This is a genomic window from Rhodococcus sp. PvP016, assembly GCF_017832185.1.
Classification (GTDB): Bacteria; Actinomycetota; Actinomycetes; order Mycobacteriales; family Mycobacteriaceae; genus Rhodococcoides.
This window is the reverse complement of record NZ_JAFIBH010000001.1, coordinates 1173756-1194376: the sequence shown is the minus strand read 5'-3', so window position 1 is coordinate 1194376 and position 20621 is coordinate 1173756. Positions and strand designations below refer to the sequence as shown.

Annotated in this window: 21 protein-coding genes; 11 read left to right on the top strand and 10 right to left on the bottom strand. The window is 67.2% G+C overall.

The window, feature by feature from the left end; translation table 11 throughout:
* Positions 1-128: 128 nt before the first annotated feature.
* The gene (locus JOE30_RS05530; RefSeq protein ID WP_204869707.1) at positions 129-1025 is read right to left on the bottom strand and encodes a hydroxymethylglutaryl-CoA lyase; all 897 of its coding nucleotides are present in this window, start codon (positions 1023-1025) and stop codon (positions 129-131) included.
* A 137-nt stretch (positions 1026-1162) separates the two neighbouring features.
* Here JOE30_RS05530 and JOE30_RS05525 point away from each other — a divergent pair, with 137 nt between their 5' ends.
* Genes JOE30_RS05525 through JOE30_RS05505 form a run of 5 tightly spaced genes read left to right on the top strand, consistent with a single transcriptional unit; the run spans position 1163 to position 7674 of the window.
* Positions 1163-1828, top strand: a complete 666-nt coding sequence (locus JOE30_RS05525; RefSeq protein ID WP_204869706.1) for a GntR family transcriptional regulator — start codon at positions 1163-1165, stop codon at positions 1826-1828.
* The gene (locus tag JOE30_RS05520) at positions 1825-3030 is read left to right on the top strand and encodes a CaiB/BaiF CoA-transferase family protein (protein WP_204869705.1); all 1206 of its coding nucleotides are present in this window, start codon (positions 1825-1827) and stop codon (positions 3028-3030) included. Before JOE30_RS05525 ends, JOE30_RS05520 begins: the two co-directional genes overlap by 4 nt.
* A 38-nt stretch (positions 3031-3068) precedes the next feature.
* The gene (locus tag JOE30_RS05515) at positions 3069-5123 is read left to right on the top strand and encodes a hydantoinase/oxoprolinase family protein (RefSeq protein WP_204869704.1); all 2055 of its coding nucleotides are present in this window, start codon (positions 3069-3071) and stop codon (positions 5121-5123) included.
* Between the two features lie 35 nt (positions 5124-5158).
* On the top strand, positions 5159-7048 hold the full coding sequence (locus tag JOE30_RS05510) for a hydantoinase B/oxoprolinase family protein (RefSeq protein ID WP_204869703.1): 1890 nt from the start codon (positions 5159-5161) through the stop codon (positions 7046-7048).
* Positions 7045-7674: an isochorismatase family protein gene (locus tag JOE30_RS05505; RefSeq protein ID WP_204869702.1), complete on the top strand. Its 630-nt coding sequence runs from the start codon at positions 7045-7047 to the stop codon at positions 7672-7674. The genes JOE30_RS05510 and JOE30_RS05505 overlap by 4 nt, the downstream gene beginning before the upstream one ends.
* Here JOE30_RS05505 and JOE30_RS05500 read toward each other — a convergent pair.
* Positions 7654-8901, bottom strand: coding sequence for an AGE family epimerase/isomerase (locus JOE30_RS05500; protein WP_204869701.1), 1248 nt, complete (start codon positions 8899-8901; stop codon positions 7654-7656). The two genes, JOE30_RS05505 and JOE30_RS05500, sit on opposite strands and share 21 nt — an antisense overlap.
* A 95-nt stretch (positions 8902-8996) precedes the next feature.
* On the opposite strand from JOE30_RS05500, the gene JOE30_RS05495 reads away from it, so the two are divergent.
* Positions 8997-9422 (top strand): SRPBCC family protein, encoded by a 426-nt coding sequence (locus JOE30_RS05495; RefSeq protein ID WP_204869700.1) that lies wholly within the window; start codon positions 8997-8999, stop codon positions 9420-9422.
* 5 nt (positions 9423-9427) lie between these two features.
* Here JOE30_RS05495 and JOE30_RS05490 read toward each other — a convergent pair whose 3' ends face one another.
* Positions 9428-10018 carry a hypothetical protein gene (locus JOE30_RS05490; protein WP_245217936.1) on the bottom strand — a complete coding sequence of 197 codons (591 nt, stop codon included), beginning with the start codon at positions 10016-10018 and terminating at the stop codon, positions 9428-9430.
* 107 nt (positions 10019-10125) lie between these two features.
* Entirely contained in the window at positions 10126-10602 is a 477-nt protein-coding gene (locus JOE30_RS05485) for a hypothetical protein (protein WP_204869699.1), read from the bottom strand.
* 74 nt (positions 10603-10676) lie between these two features.
* Between JOE30_RS05485 and JOE30_RS21220 the strand changes: the two genes are divergently transcribed.
* Both JOE30_RS21220 and JOE30_RS21215 read left to right on the top strand, forming a co-directional pair.
* The gene (locus JOE30_RS21220; protein ID WP_239532495.1) at positions 10677-11168 is read left to right on the top strand and encodes a poly-gamma-glutamate biosynthesis protein PgsC/CapC; all 492 of its coding nucleotides are present in this window, start codon (positions 10677-10679) and stop codon (positions 11166-11168) included.
* Positions 11165-11554 (top strand): transcriptional regulator, encoded by a 390-nt coding sequence (locus JOE30_RS21215; protein WP_222650631.1) that lies wholly within the window; start codon positions 11165-11167, stop codon positions 11552-11554. The genes JOE30_RS21220 and JOE30_RS21215 overlap by 4 nt, the downstream gene beginning before the upstream one ends.
* A gap of 300 nt (positions 11555-11854) precedes the next feature.
* On the opposite strand, the gene JOE30_RS05475 is transcribed toward JOE30_RS21215, so the two are convergent.
* Entirely contained in the window at positions 11855-12019 is a 165-nt protein-coding gene (locus tag JOE30_RS05475) for a hypothetical protein (protein WP_204869697.1), read from the bottom strand.
* A gap of 246 nt (positions 12020-12265) precedes the next feature.
* Here JOE30_RS05475 and JOE30_RS05470 point away from each other — a divergent pair, with 246 nt between their 5' ends.
* The 3 genes from JOE30_RS05470 to JOE30_RS05460 all read left to right on the top strand — a co-directional run bounded on the left by JOE30_RS05470 (position 12266) and on the right by JOE30_RS05460 (position 13988).
* The gene (locus JOE30_RS05470; protein WP_204869696.1) at positions 12266-12622 is read left to right on the top strand and encodes a nuclear transport factor 2 family protein; all 357 of its coding nucleotides are present in this window, start codon (positions 12266-12268) and stop codon (positions 12620-12622) included.
* Between the two features lie 44 nt (positions 12623-12666).
* A complete protein-coding gene (locus tag JOE30_RS05465) occupies positions 12667-13179 on the top strand; it encodes a MarR family winged helix-turn-helix transcriptional regulator (RefSeq protein WP_204869695.1) in 513 nt (170 codons plus the stop codon).
* A gap of 194 nt (positions 13180-13373) precedes the next feature.
* Positions 13374-13988: a sigma-70 family RNA polymerase sigma factor gene (locus tag JOE30_RS05460; RefSeq protein WP_204869694.1), complete on the top strand. Its 615-nt coding sequence runs from the start codon at positions 13374-13376 to the stop codon at positions 13986-13988.
* A gap of 8 nt (positions 13989-13996) precedes the next feature.
* On the opposite strand, the gene JOE30_RS05455 is transcribed toward JOE30_RS05460, so the two are convergent.
* The 5 genes from JOE30_RS05455 to JOE30_RS05435 form a co-directional block, all read right to left on the bottom strand.
* Entirely contained in the window at positions 13997-15496 is a 1500-nt protein-coding gene (locus JOE30_RS05455) for an alpha/beta fold hydrolase (RefSeq protein WP_307806076.1), read from the bottom strand.
* A gap of 23 nt (positions 15497-15519) precedes the next feature.
* A complete protein-coding gene (locus tag JOE30_RS05450) occupies positions 15520-17463 on the bottom strand; it encodes a S9 family peptidase (protein ID WP_204869692.1) in 1944 nt (647 codons plus the stop codon).
* A gap of 53 nt (positions 17464-17516) precedes the next feature.
* Positions 17517-18158: a DUF3159 domain-containing protein gene (locus tag JOE30_RS05445; protein WP_239532494.1), complete on the bottom strand. Its 642-nt coding sequence runs from the start codon at positions 18156-18158 to the stop codon at positions 17517-17519.
* Positions 18159-18313: 155 nt separating this feature from the next.
* Positions 18314-19834 (bottom strand): alpha/beta hydrolase, encoded by a 1521-nt coding sequence (locus JOE30_RS05440; protein ID WP_307806075.1) that lies wholly within the window; start codon positions 19832-19834, stop codon positions 18314-18316.
* Positions 19835-19872: 38 nt separating this feature from the next.
* Positions 19873-20517, bottom strand: coding sequence for a hypothetical protein (locus tag JOE30_RS05435; protein WP_239532493.1), 645 nt, complete (start codon positions 20515-20517; stop codon positions 19873-19875).
* Positions 20518-20621 lie beyond the last annotated feature (104 nt).

The following is a 20621-nucleotide window of genomic DNA, read 5'->3' as shown; positions in this document are numbered from 1 at the left end:
CCTTCCCGCTGGCCTTCCGTGTTCCCGTAGGCGTTGCATCTACCGCGGGAACACGAATCGCCCGCGGGAACACGAATCACAGCCGGCCTTCCCGCTGAGAACCGGCCGGCCTCCGGCCTTCCCGCGGGTCACCGCGGAGGAAACCCACCCGCACGCCCGAGGAACCCCGGCACGTCCTTGCCCAGCGCCGAGCCGAGCCAGGTCGCGGCGTCGACCAGCACGTCCATGTTCACTCCCGTCTCGACGCCGGAGCGGTCGAGCGCGTAGATCAGGTCCTCGGACGCGATGTTCCCCGTGGCGGCGGGTGCGAACGGGCACCCACCGAAGCCGCCGATGCTGGCGTCGAGTGCCTGCGCCCCCGTCTCCAGTGCGGTCAGCGCGTTGGCGTAGCCGGTGTTCCGCGTGTTGTGGAAGTGCCAGCGCTGCGGGATGTTCGGGGCGTTCCGAGTGGCGAGCTCCGCCAACCGGCGCACCTGCGCCGGCACCCCCACGCCGATGGTGTCGGCGAGTGCGATCTCGGCCGGTGCACACTCGGCGATCCGTGCCACGAGTTCGCCGACTCGCACCGGATCCACCTCACCGCTGAACGGGCACCCGAAGGACGCGGCGATGGTGACCGTGCCCGGCACCCCCGCGGTACGCGCATCCGTGATGATGTCGTGCGCCGCCGCCACCGCCTCGTCGACGGAGCACCCCTGGTTGCGCCTGCTGAACTCCTCCGTCGCGACGACCACGACGTTGACCTCGTCGACGCCGGCCGCCAGTGCGCGGTCGAGTCCGCGTCGGTTGAGCACCAACCCGATGTAGGAGACGGAGCCGCCACGCGGGACGCCCGCCATGACCTCCTCGGCACCGGCCATCTGCGGCACCCGCTTCGGGTTCACGAAGCTCACCGCCTCGATGCGCGTGGCACCGGAGGCGACGCTGCGCGTGATCAGCTCGATCTTGTCGTCGACGGAGAGGACGGCGTCCTCGTTCTGCAGTCCGTCACGGGGACCTACCTCGACAAGTTGCACCGCAGTCATGGCCCCATCCTGCGCCGACACCTCGTTGTATGCAATAGCGGATCGGAAACCTGAACTTAACCGGGATTACCGAGACACAGCCTCGCGGTGGGCCTACATTGTGAACAATTCACCACCGACCCCAGGGAGTCGCATCCATGGCGAGAGCCGTCGACCGCGTCTACGCGCACCTCCGCGACAGCATCGTGTCCGGGGCGTACGCGCCCGGTGCACGTCTCGGAGAGGTGGAGATCGCCGAACTCACCGAGACCAGCCGGACACCGGTGCGTGAGGCACTTCGTCAGCTCGAGATGGAGGGACTCGTCGAAGTCCTGCCGCACCGCGGGGCGCGGGTGTACCAGTGGACGGCGGACGACCTCGAGGAGATCTACGACCTGCGAATGACGTTGGAGGCCATGGCCGCGGCACGTGCGGCATCACGTATCGGCGAGAAGGACGTCGACCGACTCGCCGAGCTGTGCGACCTCATGGAGACCGCGGCCGCGGACGGAGCGGAACAGCGCCTGGACCTCATGGCGCAACTGAACGACGAGTTCCACGCCATCGTGCGCACCGCGGCGGCCAGCACCCGCCTCATCTCGATGCTCGGAGCGGTGATCCAGCTGCCGTTGGTGATGCGCACGTTCCATCGCTACGCCCCCGTTGATCTCGCACGCAGTCACGCCCACCATCGCGACCTGGTCGCGGCACTGCGCGCCGGCGACGAGACGTGGGCGGACTCGGTGATGCGCGCCCACGTCCGTGCCGCCAAACATGTTCTGCTTCAGGCCCTCACGACCGACGAGACGAAGGAGTCCTCATGAGCGAGGCCCCCACCGGCCCACTGTCCGATCTACGCGTCGTGGAGATGGGTCAGCTTCTCGCCGGCCCCTTCTGCGGACAGTTGCTGGCCGACTTCGGCGCCGAGGTGATCAAACTCGAACCGCCCGGCACCGGCGATCCGATGCGCCAATGGGGTCGGGAGAAGCCGCACGGCAAGTCCCTGTGGTGGCCCGTCGTCGCGCGCGGCAAGAAGTCCGTCACCTGCAACCTGCGCAGCGACGAGGGCCAGGATCTCGCCCGCCGGATCATCGCGGACGCCGACATCGTGGTCGAGAACTTCCGCCCCGGCACGATGGAGCGCTGGGGCCTCGGGTTCGACGCACTGCGGGAGATCAATCCGCGCCTCATCATGGCCAGGGTCACCGGGTACGGCCAGAACGGCCCCTACGCACCACGGGCGGGCTTCGGCTCCATCGGCGAGGCCATGGGCGGAATCCGATACGTCACCGGCAGTCCCGAGATGCCGCCGTCTCGTACCGGCATCTCCCTCGGCGATTCGCTGGCCGCCGTGTTCGCCACGATCGGCGTCCTCACCGCGCTGCATCACCGGGAGAACACCGGACGGGGACAGCTCGTCGATTCGGCCATCTACGAAGCGGTGCTCGCCATGATGGAATCCCTGCTGCCCGAATGGGAGATCGGCGGGTACCAACGTGAGCGCACCGGCTCCGTGCTGCCGAACATCGCGCCCAGCAACGTCTATCCCACCCTGGGCGGTGAGATGATCCTCGTTGCCGCCAACCAAGATTCGGTGTTCGGGCGACTGGTCACCGCGATGGACCGGACCGACCTGATCGAGGACCCCCGCTACCGCGACCACGAGGCGCGCGGGAAGAACATGACCGAGCTCGACGACATCGTCGGGGCCTGGACGTCCGCCCTCGACACCGAGACCGTGCTCGACCTTCTGCACGAGGCCGGGGTCCCCGCCGGACGGATCTACACGGCGCGGGACATGTTCGACGATCCGCACTTCGCCGCGCGCGACGCCATCGTGCGCCTGGCGCACCCGGACTTCGGCGAGATCCCCATGGCGAACGTCGCACCGAAGCTCAGCGACAGCCCCGGCTCGGTTCGGCACGCCGGACCCGAACTGGGAGAACACAACTCCGACATCTACGGCCGACTCCTCGGAGTCACGGAATCCGACCGGGCGGCGCTCGCGGAGCGCGGCATCATCTGACCTTCGCTCCTCTCACCCTCACAGCACGGGAGAACACCATGCGTTATCGACTCGGCGTCGACGTCGGCGGCACCTTCACCGACGTCTTGCTTCTCGAGGAGACGACCGGCACCACCTTCAGAGCCAAGACACCCTCCACCCCTGCGGACCAGTCGATCGGTGTGCTCAACGGCATCGCGAAGGTCTGCGCGGAGGCCGAGATCGAGCCGTCGGAGATCGGGCAGGTTCTGCACGGCACCACGGTCGCGACCAACGCCATCCTGCAGGGACGCGGTGCACGCGTCGGGCTCGTCACCACGGACGGGTTCCGCCAGGTGCTGCAGATCGCCCGATCATTCGTCCCGGGCGGGCTCGCAGGCTGGATCATCTGGCCCAAGCCGGAACCGCTCGCAGCGCTCGAGAACACCGTCGAGGTGGTCGGACGACTGGCTGCCGACGGGTCCGAGATCACCCCACTCGACGAGGAGCAGGCCCGCGCACAACTGCGTCGACTGGCCGGCGCAGGCATCGAGGCGTTGACCATCTCGTTGATCAACTCGTATGCGAACGACGCGCACGAGAAGCAGGTCGCGGCGTGGGCGGAGAGCGAACTGCCCGGCATTCCGATCTCCATCTCGAGCCAGGTGCTGCCCGAGATGCGCGAATACGAACGCACTCTGACGACCGTGGCCAACAGCTACGTGCAGCCGGAGGTCTCACGTTACGTGCGGAACCTCGACCGGTCGCTGCAGGAGAAGGGCATCACCGCGCCGCTGTCGATCCTGCGCAGCGACGGTGGTCTGGTGCAGTCGGCCAAGGCGGCCGAGTCGCCGGTGTCCCTGCTGTTGTCGGGCCCGGCGGGTGGCGTGACCGGCGCGGTGTGGTTCGCCGAGCAGGCCGGCTACACCGACTTCCTGACCTTCGACATGGGCGGCACGTCGACGGACGTCGCACTCGTCCTCGGCGGTGAGCCGCGGATCGGTCGCGAGACCAAGGTCGGCGACCTCGCTGTGCGCGCCACCAGCGTGGACGTGCGGACGGTCGGTGCCGGCGGCGGGTCGATCGCCCATGTCCCCGAGCTCACGAAGGCGCTGCGGGTGGGACCGCAGTCCGCGGGTGCCGATCCCGGGCCCGCGGCGTACGGCAACGGCGGCACGGAGCCGACGGTGACCGACGCCAACGTCGTGCTGGGGTACCTGCCCGCCGCCCTCGCGGGTGGTGAGGTGAGCCTCGATGTCGACGCGAGCAGGACGGCGGTGGCGACCATCGCCGACGCCATCGGACTCGGCAGTCCCGAGGAAGCAGCGTCGGGCATCGTCGACATCGTCAACGAGAACATGTTCGGCGCACTTCGACTGGTGAGCGTGCAGCAGGGCTACGACCCCCGCGACTTCGCACTGGTGTCGTTCGGCGGTGCAGGTCCGCTGCACGCCAACGCACTCGGGCGTCTCACCGGCGCGTGGCCCGTCATCGTCCCGCCGTCACCCGGCGTCCTCTGCGCTTACGGAGACGCCACCACCTGCGTCCGCGACGAGAGCGCCCGCACGATGATCCGTGCGTTCTCCGACACCGACGACGCCGAGCTGCGCACCGCCCTGGCGGAACTCGCGACGTCCGCTGCCGCACGACTGTCGGCCGAGGGTGTGCCCACGGAACAGCAGACGGCGAAGTACCAGGTGGATCTCCGGTACCAGGGCCAGGGCTTCGAGATCCCCGTGGACCTCGACGCGAGCGCACTCGAGTCCGGTGATCTGCTGTCCACTCTGGGAGCGGCATTCGACACCGAACACGAGCGTCTCTTCTCGTTCCTGCTGAAGAACGAACGCGAAGTCATCAACCTGCGCGTCACGGTCAGCGGGCCGCGACCGGACGTGGCGTTCCAGCCGCTCGAGGAGGGCGGTGAAGATCCGTCGGCCGCACTGGTGTCCACGAACGACGTGTGGATGGACGGCGAGTACGCGAAGGCCGGCATCTACGACCGGGCGAAGTTGCTGGCAGGCAACGTCGTCGAGGGACCCGCCGTGATCACCGAGATGGACTCGACCACGTTGGTCCTGTCGGGTCACGCCGCGACGGTCCATTCCAGCGCCAGCCTTCTCATCGCTCCCCGCTGATCCCCTCTCGCCCGGAACTCATCTCAGGAGACCTGATGGCCACGATCATCGAGACCTCGACCACGCCCTTCACCACGGTTCCCGTGGATCCGATCACGCTCGACATCATCGAGAACGCGCTCCGCAACGCGCGATACGAGATGGACGAGGTGCTCTTCCGTACCGCACTCTCGCCCGGAATCCGCGAGCAGCACGACGAGTTCCCGCTCATCGCAGACCCGAGCGGGAAGATGGTCGTCGGGCAGTTCGGTCTGTCCGTGCCCGACTTCCTCGACAATTTCAACGGCACCGTCGGTGAGGGCGACATCCTCCTCACCTCCGATCCGTACGCGTGCGGTGCCGCCATCAGCCACGCCAACGACTGGCTCATCGTGCTGCCGATCTTCCACAGCGGCCGCGTCGTCGGATGGTCGTCGATGTTCGGCCACATGTCCGACGTCGGCGGAAAGACCCCGTCGTCGATGCCCACCGACGCGCACACCATCTTCGAGGAGGGCGTCATCATCCCGCCCTTCAAGCTGTACAGCGAGGGCCAGCTCAACGAGACCGCGCTCGACATCATCCTCAACCAGGTCCGCAAGCCGGACTGGAACCGAGCCGATCTCAACGGCCTCGTCGCCGCGTGTTCGACGGCCTCCAGGCGCATCGTCGAGTTGTGCGACAGGTTCGGTGTCGACGTCTACCTGTCCGCCCTCGACGCACTGCTGGACCGCAACTACCAGGCGATGAAGGTGCTGCTCGCGATGCTCTTCGTCGACGGCGAGACCATCGAGTTCAACGACTTCATCTGCGACGACGGATGTGGTTACGGGCCCTACGAACTCGCGATCACACTGACTCGGCACGGCGAGAAGATCCACCTCGACTTCAGCAAGGCCGCACCGCAGGCGGTCGGTCCGATCAACTACTTCATCAACGAGAACCTCGTCCGGATGTTCTTCGGGATCTACGTCATCACCGTGGCGGATCCGCAGATCCTCTGGAACGACGGCTTCTACCCGTTGATCGACGTCACCATTCCCGAGGACTCGTTCTGGAAACCGCGCTATCCCGCGGCGCTCAACGGCCGCAACCACGGCATTGGGCGGGTGTTCGACCTCTTCGGTGGGCTCCTGGGAAAGAACAACCCCGACATCCTCAATGCCGCCGGGTTCTCGTCGTCACCCCACTTCATGTACTCGGGCCACTACGACGGCGGACCGCGGGACGGTGAGTGGTTCCAGCTGTACTCCATCGGTTTCGGTGGTATCCCCGGCCGCCCGATGGGTGACGGTCCGGACGGTCATTCGCTGTGGCCGTCGTTCGTCAACATCCCGTGCGAATATCTGGAGTCGTACTATCCGCTGCGCATCGAGCGGTGGGAGACGGTCACGGACACCGGCGGCGCCGGTCTGCATCGCGGCGGTAACGGCGTCGACGTGGCCTACTACTTCGAGGAGCCGGGCACCATCGCGATCCACGACGATCGCTGGCTCACCTATCCGTGGGGTGTGAACGGTGGCAAACCCGGTGCACGCGGGCGCAAGTGGCTGATCCGCGCGTCGGGTGAGACGGAGATCCTTCCCAGCAAGATCCACGACGTCGAGGTGTCCCGTGGCGATGTGCTGCACTTCGTGACGTGGGGTGGCGGCGGCTGGGGCGACCCGCTGACACGCGATCCCGAGCTGGTGGCACTCGAGGTGCGCCGCGGCCTCGTCAGCGCCGACGGCGCCCTGACCGGCTACGGCGTCGTCTGCGACGCGGACGGTGTCGTCGACTCCGAGGCATCCGCGGGCCGACGCGAGAGCATGGCAGCCGAGCGGGGCGAGATCGAGGTGTTCGACAAGGGTCCATCACTGGAGGTCATCCTCGAACGGTGCGAGGAGGAGACCGGCCTGCCGGCACCGCGTCCGCCCGTCAATGTACGGAAGGCGGTGCGCGCGTGACGGACACGCTCGGGTCGTATCGCGAGTCGGGTTTCGCCGGCGACCTCGGGCCGGGGCGCAGCGCGGCGGTACTGGTAGTCGACGTCGTGCAGGCGTACCTCGTCGACGGGTCGCCACTGCGCGCTCCGGTGGAGGACGCCGTCGCTGCTGCCGCGACTCTTGTCGCGGCAGCCCGCGAGGCCGAGGTACCGGTCGTCTTCACCCGCGTCAGCTATCAGGCCGGCGGGGCCGACGGCGGGCTGTTCATGCGGAAGATTCCGGCGCTGAACGTGTTCGAGGAGGGCTCGGAGCTCGGCGACTTCCCGTCGGCGCCGCGGCCCACCGCGGGCGAGACGGTGGTGACGAAGCAGTACGCGAGTGCCTTCTTCGGCACGTCGCTCGCCGCGACCCTCACCGCACGCGGTGTCGACACCCTCTACATCTGCGGCCTGACCACCAGTGGCTGCATCCGCGCCAGCGCCACCGACGCTCTGCAACACGGATTCCGGCCACTCGTGGTCGCGGACGCATGCGGTGATCGGGAGGCGGGGATGCACGAGTCGAACCTGCTCGACCTGCGTGCGAAGTACGCGGACGTCCTCACCCTCGACGAGGCGGTGGGGCAGTTAGGTGGAGTCGCCGACTGACGCCTGTGAATCACCGAGCACCGCCGCGAGGCTTGATCCCGTGGGATACCGACTGATCCAGACCGCTTGGGCTGCATGGTAGATGTCGGGCTTCCCGCCCCACACACTCGTCGCCACGGCGTTGTGCTCGTCGAGTTCGTGGTGCCACGATCCGTGCGCTCGGTCGATGTAGCAGTCGGCCGCGTGGTCCCACCACGCGCGATAGTCGTTCTCGTACCGCGCTTCTCCGGTCCACCGCAGCAGCGTCGCGGCGGCGGCGATCGCTTCGCACAGCACCCAGTGCAATCGCTGGGTCACGACGGGCCGGCCGGTCCAGTCGGTCGTGTAGACGAAACCGGGCGTCGACCCTGCCTGCCACCCGTCGGCAGCGGCGCGCCGATACAGCGATCGAGCGACGTCCACATGGTCGTGGCCGCGCGCGCTGGTGGCCACGAGGGAGACCTGCAGCATGAGGCGCGACCACTCGAAACCGTGACCGACCGTCGCACCGTAGGGCGTGAACTGATCCGCCGGATTGTCGGAGTTGTACTCCAGCAGTGGTTCCCAGTCGGTGGAGAAGTGTTCGGGAACGCGCCAGTCGTTGGCCTCGGACCACTCGATGACGCTGTCGCAGATGCGAGCGGCCCGCTCGCGCCACACTGTCGGGGCGCCGGCGTCCACTGCCGCGAGCATCGCCTCCACCATGTGCATGTTCGCGTTGATTCCGCGATAGTCGTCCAGCTCCGACCAGTCGGCATTCCAGGTGTCCACGCACATGCCACTGCGGTCGTCCCAGAACCGGGCATCGACGACGGCGAGTGCCTCGGTGAGCAGTGCAGGTCCACGAGGGTGACCCACCGCGGTGGCCGTCGATGCCGCGAGTACGACGAAGGCGTGCGTGTAGGCCGACTTGGTGGCGTCGTCGGTCGACTCGACCCAGCCGCCGTGACGGCCGTCGCGCAGCACCGTCAGGAGTCCGTCGAACAGTCGGTCGGCTCTGCGGCGAGAGCCCGGATGCCCGAGCAGCGCACCGAGGTACTGCACGTGCACCATGCGCGCGGTGATCCACGTGAACACCGGTCGTGTCAGGTCCGGCTCCCCCGTGTCGTCGAGCCAGGCAGCGCCTCCCGACGGGTGCTGGAGAGCGCGGCCGAAGTCGAGCAACCGAGCGGATTCGCCGTCGAGCCACGACGTGTGGGAAGAGAGCGTCGGCCAGGAGGGACCCGCAGGCATCTCGTTCGAGGACACCGCGTCACCCTACGAGATCGTCGGCGCCTCCCGGCTCGGAACAGCGGCACCGGTGCTGACATGATCGGGTCCCGCATCGAACAGGAGTCCCTCTGATGGCAGCACCCACGCGCGTCCACGTCACCCACACGTTCACGTCCGCACCGGATGTCGTGTTCGCAGCCCTGTCGGAGCACGAGAACCTCGGCCCCCTGTTCGGAGCGAAGATCACGCGTGTTCGTGACGGAGACAGCTCTCGCAACGGTGTCGGCTCCACCCGCGCCTTGAAGCTCGGCCCGCTGCCCGCCTTCCACGAGACGACAGTCGTCTCCGAGCCGAACACTCTCATCGAGTACAAGATCACCAAGGGCTCACCGCTGCGCGGACACTGGGGCACCCAGCGCCTCACCCCGACTGCCGACGGCGGCACCGCACTGGACTACACCATCGGATTCGACGCGCCGGTTCCCGGCCTGGCTCTCGTCGTCGCGAAGGTTCTCACCTCGACCATCTCCGCCAAGATCGGCAACCTCGTTCCCTGACGGGGTCAGAAGGTCTCGTTCCACTCGCGGGCGAACATGAACGCACCGGCGGTGCCCCAGCAGGTCACGCCGAAGTCGACGTCGGACGTGCACACCACTCCCGACGTCGAGAGAACCTCGCCGTACTCGAGCACTCGAGGTGCCGGGCTCGTGTAGATGCCCTGCGTGGTGCACAGGTGGTGTGAGCCGGCATCGTCGACGCGGACCGCGTACTTGTCGTTCGGCGCGTTCGTGCAGACCGGGCCGTCGGCCGGCTGGACACTCGTCTCCGCTTGGCATCCGACCTGGCCCGCGGGTGAGCCACCGGCCCAGATCCCGCACTGCACGTTTCCGCTGGGCGTCGTGAAGTTCGTCAGGCCAGGGGCGGTCTGGAACAGGGCCGGGTCCACCGTTCCGGACTCGGGGCTCGGACGCGGCTGATTCCAGGGAAACAGGTCGGACACCTCCTCCGGGGTTCGCCGCGGCGGGGCGGCCGTGGGCTCATCCGACCCCCCTGCGTCGGGTGGAGGCACCGTCGTCGACTCCACCGCTGGTGTCGTGGTGGTCGGCTCCACCGTCGACGTGGGCGCCGCGGTTCCCACAGTCGACGTTGCCACCGAGGTCCCCGCAGCCGGCGTGTCCGTCGCGGAATCTCCGCCGGAACACCCCACCAGAGCCGACGCACACAGTGCAGCGATCGGAACGACGAATGTCCGCATCGCCGTCATCGGGCCGGCACCTCGAAGGTGGGGCTCGGCGTGTGCGGGGTGTTCGTCCTGAAGGTGACGGTGACGGGGCCTGCACCCGTGTCGATGTCGAGGTAGGGGTTGGTCACGTTGGGCCCCTGGAAACGCCAGCTCGCCACTCGATGTTCGGCGGCGCCGCGAGCGCCGGTGTCGTGATTGTGCCAGTCCGCATACATGGTCACGTAGCACTCGTAGTCGGCCAGCCCCACCCACGCGGGGCTGTACAGATGGGTGGTGAAGTCCGCGTGAATCTCGTCAGGGGTATAGCCGCTGGTCACTCTGACATCGACCGTTCCCCCAAGACACTGGGGAACCTCCGCGAGGGTGTGGATGCGCTGCTCCGGTGAGAAGTACATCGGTTGCGCACCGGCGTTCACGGTGCCACCCACCGTGACGACTGCCGTCAGAGCGCCGGTGACGGCGACTGCGCGAGTGCTGATCGGGCGCTTCTTCATGACCCTCCTCGAGTGGACTGCATGGCCCGTCGAACGTAACACTTTCCGGCATGGAAAGTGTTAGTGTTTCCGTCATGGAAAGCCATCAGTCGCCAGACGATGCTCGTGCCCTGCTGAGTGAGATCCATGCCGACCGAGTCGTTCTCGCCGACCGTCTCGCGGCGCCGGCATGGTTCTATCCGACCTTCGCGGCACTGACCGCCCTGTACGTCGGCACACCCTCCCTGCCCGACGGCCACGCGCGCACGGTGTCGACGTCCGTTCTCGTCGCGGCCGCGGTCATGACGACGGTGCTCTATCCCCGTCTGACGGGGGTACGCCCATCAGGAGTGGGTGTGGTCGGGTGGTGTGTACTCGGTGGGCTGCTGGTGACCGTGCTCGGATCGTTGAGCGTCTCCTACGGTCTGGTGGCATCTCTGTCCGCGTGGTGGGTCCTCGTGCCACAGGCGCTGTGTTTCGCGCTCGTGCTGCTCGGCGGCCGCCTGTTCGACCGCGAGTACCGACGCCATCTGCACGCAGACCTCCGACGCCCGTCCGGCCGACCGCACTCCGGATCACGGTCGTGACCGAGGATCGGGGCCCCGAACCACGATTCGATGCCGTCATTCACGCACCGGTCCGGCTGCGCATCTGCGGGCTTCTACGCCGAGTCGACGAGATCGATTTCGCCATCATCCGCGACACCCTCGAGATCAGCGATGCGTCTCTGTCCAAACATCTCCGAGCTCTGTCGGACGAGGGCTACGTGTCGACGAAGAAGACGACGTCACTCTCCCGCGGCGACTCGCGACTGGTGACGTGGGTCGAGCTGACCCGGGTCGGTCGCGACGCTTTCGACTCACACATCGCCGAACTCGGACTCATCGCGCACGGCCGCCCGGAACAGTCGACGGCTCGGCAACCACTGTCGACGAGACTCCCCCACTTCGGACCGACACCCGAATTCGGCTGACGACCGCCGGAACGCACGGCGCCGTGGACTGATCCACGTCGTATCCGCGTTGTTCACACCGACGTCGACTCACCTGCCGTTCGAGTTCACCGGGGCTCGATATCAATGACCGGTCACCGTCGAACAGCGCAGCGGCACACACAGAATCCGTGTCGCATCCTGTGCGCGAGAAGACCGGTGACGAAACGATCCGAGCGCCCGCCGACACGGGCACCCTGCTCGGCTCAGGCTCCATCGCGGGCGATGGCCGTGGAGAGTTCGGGCTACACCTGGCGCGTTCCCGGGGATGCGCCGCCGACGTCAGCCCGCGACGGATCGACCGGCGCGACGGTCCAACTCACGGCGCACCCGGGTGCACTCGTTGGAGACGGACACCACGTCGTCCGGTGGTGCGTCACGGGCAATGGCGGAACGGCGGTCGGTCACCAGCCGCTCGTACCGTTCCTGCAACAGCACGGTGGACATCTCCGCATAGTTCATCGCCCGACTCAGCTCTTACCGAGAGGGTGACCCGGCAGGTCACACCACACTCCCGATCTCCATGGTCAGGATCCATCACCGGAGAGTCGACCCGGGCATGAATGGTAAATCCCCCGTAGATTACCCATTCAGCCGCTCCATTGTGGCGCCCACTCTCGCGACGCGGTTGACGTGGGGACCGGCCGCGCCTAACTTGGGTGAACCTTCACTCATTGGAACGGGAGCCCCGAGATGGCAGATCCGATCGAGCAGCTGATGCACGCCAACCTCCTGGAGGTGTTCGGTGAACGGGACCCCCGGGCGAGGCGGGCCGCCATCGCACGGACGTACACGGAGGACGTCGTCTTCTCCGATGCCGAGGCTCGGGTGCAGGGCCACGACGCACTCGATGCCAAGGTGCAGGCGATCCTCGACGACGCACCGGGATTCGTCTTCACCGCGGACGGCAGCGTCCACCGCATGCAGGACGCCGCCTACCTGGCGTGGGCACTCGGACCCGAAGGTTCCGATCCCGTCGTCCGCGGAGCCGATGTGGGCATCGTTCGCGACGGCCTCCTGGCGCAGGTGTACACCGTCATCCTCACCTGAGGTCGGTGTTCACGCTCAGGTCGACCGCCGGGTACAACAGGACGATGACCGAGTACGACGTGGCGTCAGAGTCCCCCTACGCCTTCCTCGGCGAGGAGGAGATACGCGCCTGGTACGCGTACATGAAGGTGCACCTGCGGCTGCGCTACGAAATGGATCACCGTCTGCGTGGGGATCACGGCATCTCCCTTGCCGACTACGACGTCCTGGTGGCGCTGGTCAGCGATCCCGGGCGCACGCTCTCGGTGTCCGACCTCGCCACCCGCATCGGCTCCGAGCGCAGCAGGGTCTCGCATCAGCTCCGCAGCCTGAGCACACGGGGACTCGTGAACCTGGCGACCGACCCCGACGACCGTCGAGTGACCCGAGTTGCGCTGTCCGACAGGGGGAACGACACCCTGGCCGACGTGTCACCGCACCACATCGACTTCGTGCGGTCCGTCTTCTTCGACGCGCTCACGCCCCCTCAGGTGCAGGACATGGCGACGATGTTCGAGGGAATCTACGACCAATTGATCCGACACGGGACACTGCCCCGGCCTGCCGACCACCCGTGAGTCGGATCGCTACCGATTCGGACCGACGCGATCGATCGAATTCGAGCGGTCGAACACCCCCCGCACACCGAGAATCGACCGTCAGCGGGATCGCCGTCGCGTGGAGGCCACGAAGCAGACCGGGCGACGAGACAATGCGGGATCGTGATCGTGAGAATGGTGGGTTTGCCCCTTTCGTGGTGCAGAATCGGCCCATGACCACGTCCGTTCCTGCGCGTGCGATGCCGACGCGGTCGGACGTCGCTGCGCTGGATCGAGACCTCCGCAACCGATGCGGTGTCCTGCTCGGCCTGATCGCCGCCGGGGACGACGGGGCGATGGTCGAACTGATGCAGGCCACTCGACCCGTGGTGTTCGCAGCAGCGTTGCGAGTTCTCGGAGACCGTGCGCGCGCCGAGGACACGGCTCAGGAGACGTATTTTCAGGTGTGGACCTCGGCCGGAACGTTCGACTCCGACCGAGGAACACCACATGCCTGGTTGGCGACTCTCGCGCGCCGACGAGCGATCGACCGTTCGCGCTCCGACACGGCGTCGGCGAGGCGGGACACGACATACACCGCATCGCACTTCGACCGCGATCACGACGGCGTCTGGGAAGCGGTGTGGACGAACGCCGACAACGATCTGCTGACGAAGGCGCTGATCGAACTGACCAGTCTGCAGAGGAGCGCTGTCGACCTGGTCTACTTCCAGGGCCTGTCCTGCCGCGAGGCGGCCGAACTACTCGGCGTGCCTCATGCCACCGTCAAGACCCGGGTACGAGACGCCGTGCTGCGCTTGCGACTTCACCTCGCACGCACCGCATGAGCGAACGCTCAGAGGGAGCAACGAGCCCCTTCCGGAGGTGTGGTCAGCTCGACCAGATAGTCGGCCACGATGTCGTTCACACAGGCATTCGCACCGGAGATCGCGATGGTGTGCTGCTCGCCGTCCACGGGGAGCAGCGTTCCACCCAGAGTGTCCGCGAGGTTCACACCTCCTTCGTAGGGCGTGGACGGATCACCGGTGATCGAGATCGTCAGAGTGTCGGGAACGCCCTCGACATCCTGCGCGTAGGGGATTCCGAGAGTCGGCTGCGCCGGCCAGAACTCGCACGGATCACGAGCACCCTCCGGACCGAGTCCCGCGTCCGTGAACGGCGCGATCTCCTGAATTCTCCGTTTGAGCTCGACTTCCTCCTCCGGTGTGTTGCGGTCCTCGTCCATGCAGTTGACGGCGTAGAGCGCTTCGCTGAAGTTGGGGTAGGTGCCGTCCGCGTCGCGGCCGCCGAACACGTCGAGGATCTTCAACAACGTGTCGCTTTGACCCGCAGTGACTTCGGCGATTCCTCGGATGATGGCGGGCCACACCGCCGAGTCGTAGAGTCCCGCGACCACCGCTCCGTATGCAGCGTCGAAGTCGAGGCGCCGACCGCTCTCGGTGATGATGGGATCCTCGACGAGAGGCCTGACGATGTCCTGGAACCTCTCGACCGCCATGCTCGGATCGGGGCCGAGTGGACAGTCCGGAGAGGCCGCACAGGACGCGGCCATCTCGTCGAACGAGCGCTGGAAGCCGGTGAACTGATCGACTCTGCGGTCGGCCGTGCTCTGCGCGGGGTCGATGGCGCCGTCCAGGACCATGGCGCGCACGTTCTGGGGGAACATCTCGGCGTACACCGCACCCAGCCGCGTTCCGTAGCTCTGACCGAGGTACGTCAGCTTCTCGTCGCCGAGCACCTCTCGAAGGATGTCCATGTCGCGTGCGGCATCCCGCGTTCCGACGGCCGAGAGGACGTCGTCGCCGCCCGAGCGCTCGGAGCAGCGTTCGACCAGGCGGCGTGAGTCGTCCGCCGTCAGCGTTCTCGATCCGGTCAGCACCGTGGTGTACGCCTCGCCGGCATCGTTCTCGTCATCGGTGAAGCAGTCGATCGCCGGTGTCGACGCACCGACCCCGCGCGGATCGACACCGATCAGGTCGAAGTGCTCGGTCACCCGACTGTCCGCCAAGGTCTTCGCTCCCGCGGCGGCCATGCTCATTCCCGGCCCACCGGGCCCACCCGGATTCAGCAGCAGTGACCCGATTCGCTCACCCCGCGCGGGCGCCTTCAGCAGGGCGATCTGCGCCGTCCGACCGGTGGGATCGTCGTAGTCCAACGGCACGGTCACGCGAGCGCACTCGAAGGTCGGGTCGGCGGCGAACGCAGTGGCATCGGCCGACGTCACCGCGTACCCGTCGCACTTCTCGAAGGCCACGTCCTGGTCGTGAAATCTGCTCAGATCCGGCTCGGTCCGCGGTTGAGCACACCCCGCGAGCACCAGCGCAGTGACTGCCACGGTGACTCCTGCCGTCCTGCGGCTCACGACAGCGACCCATTCGGTGCCTGGACGGCGGAGGAACTCGCGGAATGCTCGCGCCCACCCAGGTGCTCAGCGAGGAACCGCTCGACCTCACGGTAGAACGCGATGGTGTTCTCGGGGTTGACGAACCCGTGTCCTTCGTCGTCGAAGACGAGGTAGTCGACGTCGACCCCACACGAGCGGAGGGTGGCAACGACGTTGTCGGACTCGGCCCTGGTGACACGAGGATCGTTGGCTCCCTGCGCGATGAGCAGGGGCGCCGTGGACGCGTCCAGCCGTGAGATCGGGGACCGCGCGAGCATGTCCGCTTCCTGCGCCGGATCGCTCGGGTCGCCGACGAATCGGTACCAGTTGTTGACCAGACTCGCCCGAAGGAAGGACGGTTGTGTCCTCATGAAGTTGGCGAGGTCCGAGATGCCGACCAGATCGACCGCCGCGGTGAACACGTCAGGGGTGAAGGTCGCCCCGACCAGTGCGGCGTACCCGCCGTACGAGCCGCCCATGATCGCGACGCGCTCACGATCGGCGTAGCCCTGCTGTACGGCCCAGTCCACCGCGTCGACCAGATCGTCGTGCATCGCGCCCGCGAATTCCCCCACCGCAGCGTTGGTGTGAGCCTTTCCGTAGCCGGTGGAACCTCGGAAGTTGACCTGCAGCACCGCGTACCCACGGTTGGCGAGCATCTGCACCGCCGGATCGAAACCCCACGAGTCGCGATACCAGGGGCCGCCGTGCACGAACAGCACCAACGGCAGCGCGGTCGGGTCGACGCCGAGAGGCAATGTCAGGAAAGACGGCAGCGCACGCCCGTCGCGCGCCTCGATGGTCACCGGCTCCATCGGTGCCATCGCGGTCGGCTCGAGATGTGGATACGGACGGAACAACTGGCGGCTCGCCCCCGTGGTGTGGTCGTAGACGAAGGTGACGGCCGGATCCCGATCGTGGACGAAGCTGACGGTCCAGCGCAGGCCGCTCCGGTCCGAGGACAGTTCGCCGACATCGCCGTCCGAGAGCTGTTCGAGTGCGGCCAGGATCTCTTCGAAGCGCGGGTCGAGCACTCGTATCTCCTGGCGCTCACCCAGGTATCGCACCCCGAGCAGGTCACCGGTCTCGGCGTCGCAGATCAAGGGCGACGATGTCTGTTCGACGGCACGGCGAACCGCGTCGAGTTCCAACGTCGGGTGCGAGTCGACGACGGTCTCCTCGCCGGTGCGGAGGTCTACGCGCACGAGGTGAGTCAGATCGCGCCCGCGGGTCGACCCCATCCACAAACCTCCTCCGTCCGGGGTCATCTGGGTCGGGGTGATCCCGACCGGGTAGTCCGTCGCGTCGATCGACACGATGGGGTTCCGTGTTCCCGACGGAGCGACCCGCGACAGGACCAGGTTGCCGTCGTCGGTCATCTCCTGCTCGACGACCGTGTCGCCCTTCGCGAGCATGAGCAACCGGTCCGTCCCGGCGCTGCGTCCGATCATGGTGATCTCACCCGTCGCGATGTCGATCCTGTGGAGGTCGAACTCGGCAGGGTTCCGCGCGTTGAGCATCACCGTGTAGCTGCCTGCACTCCCGTGCACGGGCAGGAGTTCGATCGCGCGAGCGCCGGGGAACGGTGTGAGATCGACGGCGGGACTGCGGGGATCGTCGAGATCGACCCGGAACACGTGGTGGTTCTCGTCGCCTCCGCTGTCCTGCAGGTACAGCAGCCACCGGGGGTCGTCGGTCCACTGGAAGTTCATGACGCTGCGGGTCTCGTCAGCGCTCACGCATCGGGCATCACCCACCGCGGAGAGATCCGGGGCGATGTCCTGCACCCAGACGTTGAGCCTGTTCCTCCACGGTGCGAGGAAGGCGATTCGGTTGCCTTCCGGAGAGATTCGGGCACCGACCTCAGCGGGCGGGCCGAAGAGGTCGTCGATCGCGATCAGATCGGGTGCAGTGGTCATGGGAGGTCCTTTCCTCTGATGGGGCGGGCAGAGCTGTGTGTCAGTGGTGTCTGTCAGCGGACGAAGTGGGTGGTCGAACGACGGAACGCCCAGACGGTGACCAGCACCGCGACCGCGAACAACGGCGCACCCATCGCGATCTTCGCGACGGCGAGCCAGCCGGTGGCGTCGGTGTCGTACAGCCAGTCCTGTACGAGGTACCGGGCACCGAAGAGCACCGCGAAAGTGAGAGTGGCGATGTCGTGGGCACGGCGCACCGAGGAGTTCCGTCGCCACGCGTATCGATTGCCGTGCAGCGCGTTCCACAGCAGGCCGGTCACCGGCCTGCGGATCACCACCGACGCGAGTACCACGACGCCGGCCACCAGGCTGGTCCAGATGCCGAGGAGGAAGTAGCCGCTCGCACTACCACTCATCGCCGCGACGGCGCCGGCGGCGAGAACGCCAACGAGACCGCCGCTCGCCGCGGCGATCGACTCACCACCTCGGACGCGATGGATGGTCAGTCCCAGTGCGACGATCACCGCGGCGCCGATCGCGACCGGCAGCGTCCAGACCGCGTTGGCGACGACGAACACGACCACCGGTATCGCGGTGCGGATCATGCCGCTGGTGCCGCCCAGACTGTCCACCACCCTCGCGCCGGCATCGGTGGTGGGTGCGTCCTGCGTGCTGTCGTGCGGCTGGTTCGTCATGTCGCCCTCCTCGCGCGTCGGTCGATCCGGTCGAATGGTGTTCATCGACAACCAGAGTCGTCGACAGGACCGACCGCTGCCAGTGCCTGCGTGCACCGGATACGGTGACACTGTCATCGGCCGGTCATGACAGATGTCACGGCGTCGACCGGTGCTCACTGCGTCGCTCGAGGACACCGGGCGTCCTTCTCGGGCAGGGCGCCGTCGACGAGATACTCGGCGACCACCTCTTGCGCGCAGGGGTTGGTTCCGAGTGCGAAGACACCGTGTCCACTGCCGTCGACGGTGAGCAGCCGGGAGCGGTCGCCGAAGCGCTCGTCGAGCAGTTCACCCCCACGCAAGGGCGTGACCGGATCACTTCGATGCTGCGCGATGAGGATGTTCGTCGGTCCGTCGGTGTCGATCGCGACCGGGGGCTCGGCCGGCGCATGGGCCCAGAACGCGCACGGCATGATGTTCGCCGCCGCTGCGCCGAAGAGCGGGTAGTCGACCCTGTCGGCAGCGACGGCCGTCTCGTAGGTCGTCACGTCGTGCGGCCACTCGACGTCGTTGCAGGTGACGGCCAGGAAGACGGACCACGAGTTGTCGCCGGCCGACGGCACCGGAGCCGCCTGCGGCAGGTCCCCACCCTGACCCGCCGCGAGACCGTCCCGGTACGAGACCCATGCATCGGCCGCAGTCTCGTACGTCGCCGGGTTGTACAGCGTGACGAAGGTGGCGAGACGGAACGAGCGACCGTCGACCCCGTTCACGGGCGTGGCATCGAGCCTGGAGGCGATGTCGAAGTACGTCGCCCGTACCTCGTCCTCGGTCGCACCGAGGCCGTATCGATCGTGACGGTCTGCGATCCACCGGGCGAGATCCGGGAAGGTGTCCTCCATCCCTCGGGAATAGCGCCTCATCCCGGCTCGATCGAGATGGGTGTCACCGATGTTGCTGTCCAACACGATTCGATCGGTGCTCTCGGGGAACATCGACGCATAGGCCGCGCCCAGTGCCGAGCCGTAGGAGTATCCGAGGAAGCTCGCGGTGTCCTCACCGAGAGCAGCTCGCACGCGGTCGAGGTCCCGCGCCATGTTCGCGGTGCTCACGTGGCGCAGCAGGCCGTCGTCCTCTTCGGCGCACCGACGCGCGACCTCTCTCGCAGTGCGAACCTGCTCGTCGAAGGCAGCCTGGTCGTACGCGTACGGCGGGACTGCGCCGTAGTAGTGCAGGTCGTCGGTGAAGCCGCAGCTGATGGGACTGGAATGGCCCACCCCGCGGGTGTCCATACCGATGAGGTCGTAACTGTCCAGCACGGACTGCGGCATGCCCTGATTCACCAGGAACGTCGGTTGGTCGAGCCCCGTACCGCCGGGGCCGCCCGGGTTGAGCAACAGCACACCTCGCCGTTCCTCCGGCTTCTGAGAGGGCAGCCGGGAGATCTCGAGGTCGATCTGTTCACCGTCGGGGTCGTCGTAGTCCACCGGCACGGGCACCGACGCGCACTGCAGGCGCGACGGTTCCTCGGCTGGGCCACCGACGCCGTCGGGACATGCGGACCAGTTCAAGTCGGGCATGGAATGGGGTTGCTGCACTTCGGTATCGGGCTTCGACGTGGTCGAGGTCGTCGAGCAGCCGACGAGAACGAGGCAGATCGCGGCCGCCGCAGCGGTACGTGTGTGGTGTCGGTTCACGGGATGTCCATTCGGTAGCAGGGGTGGACGACGGCCGATCAGTTGCCGGCGGCGTCGAGCCAGTGATAACGCAGTCGCAGAGCGCGTTCCGTGCTGCCCACGGCGGCACCGACGGTGGAGGCGACCGTCGACCACGTCGGCAGATCGATCGGTGCGGCGATGACACCGACCGACTCGGCGATCGGCGGAATTCGAGACACCGTCTCGACGAGATACACCGCGAGCGACAGGACTCCGCTCAGGACGAGGGCGATCGAGACGACGCCGATGACCGAACTCGCCGCGGGGTGCCGCCTGTCGAATCGGGCCCGGCGCCCTTCGGCCGAGCGGGGGTCGGGGCTCAGCTGCCGCTCGCTTCCGTCAGCGGAGACGAGATGGCACCGCTTGACCCCGAAACCACTCATCGCGACCTCGATGCGGCCGTCCCCGACGGGGAACGCTGCGGGCAGTGCCGAGCGCGCCTCGCACAGACCGTCTCTGTACAGATCGGCCGTGACAGAGCCGGAGGCCTGGTCCTGCCAGTGTCGGATGTCGACGGACCATTCCGGCTCATGGGGGCCCGACGGTGGGAGATGAAACAGCGCACGTCCCAGCAACTGCCACCATCGGAACGGCTGCAGTGCTCGCCCGTCGCCGGGTCGCACCCGACGAGCCGCGCGGCGGCGCCTGACTCGATCGAACATGATTCGCTCCTCTTCCGCCGGCCGTGCCACTAGCACGCTGTACTGTCGCGAACGATGGCGACGACGCTAGCACACCGTGCTAGCACATTGTGCTGGTCGACTGA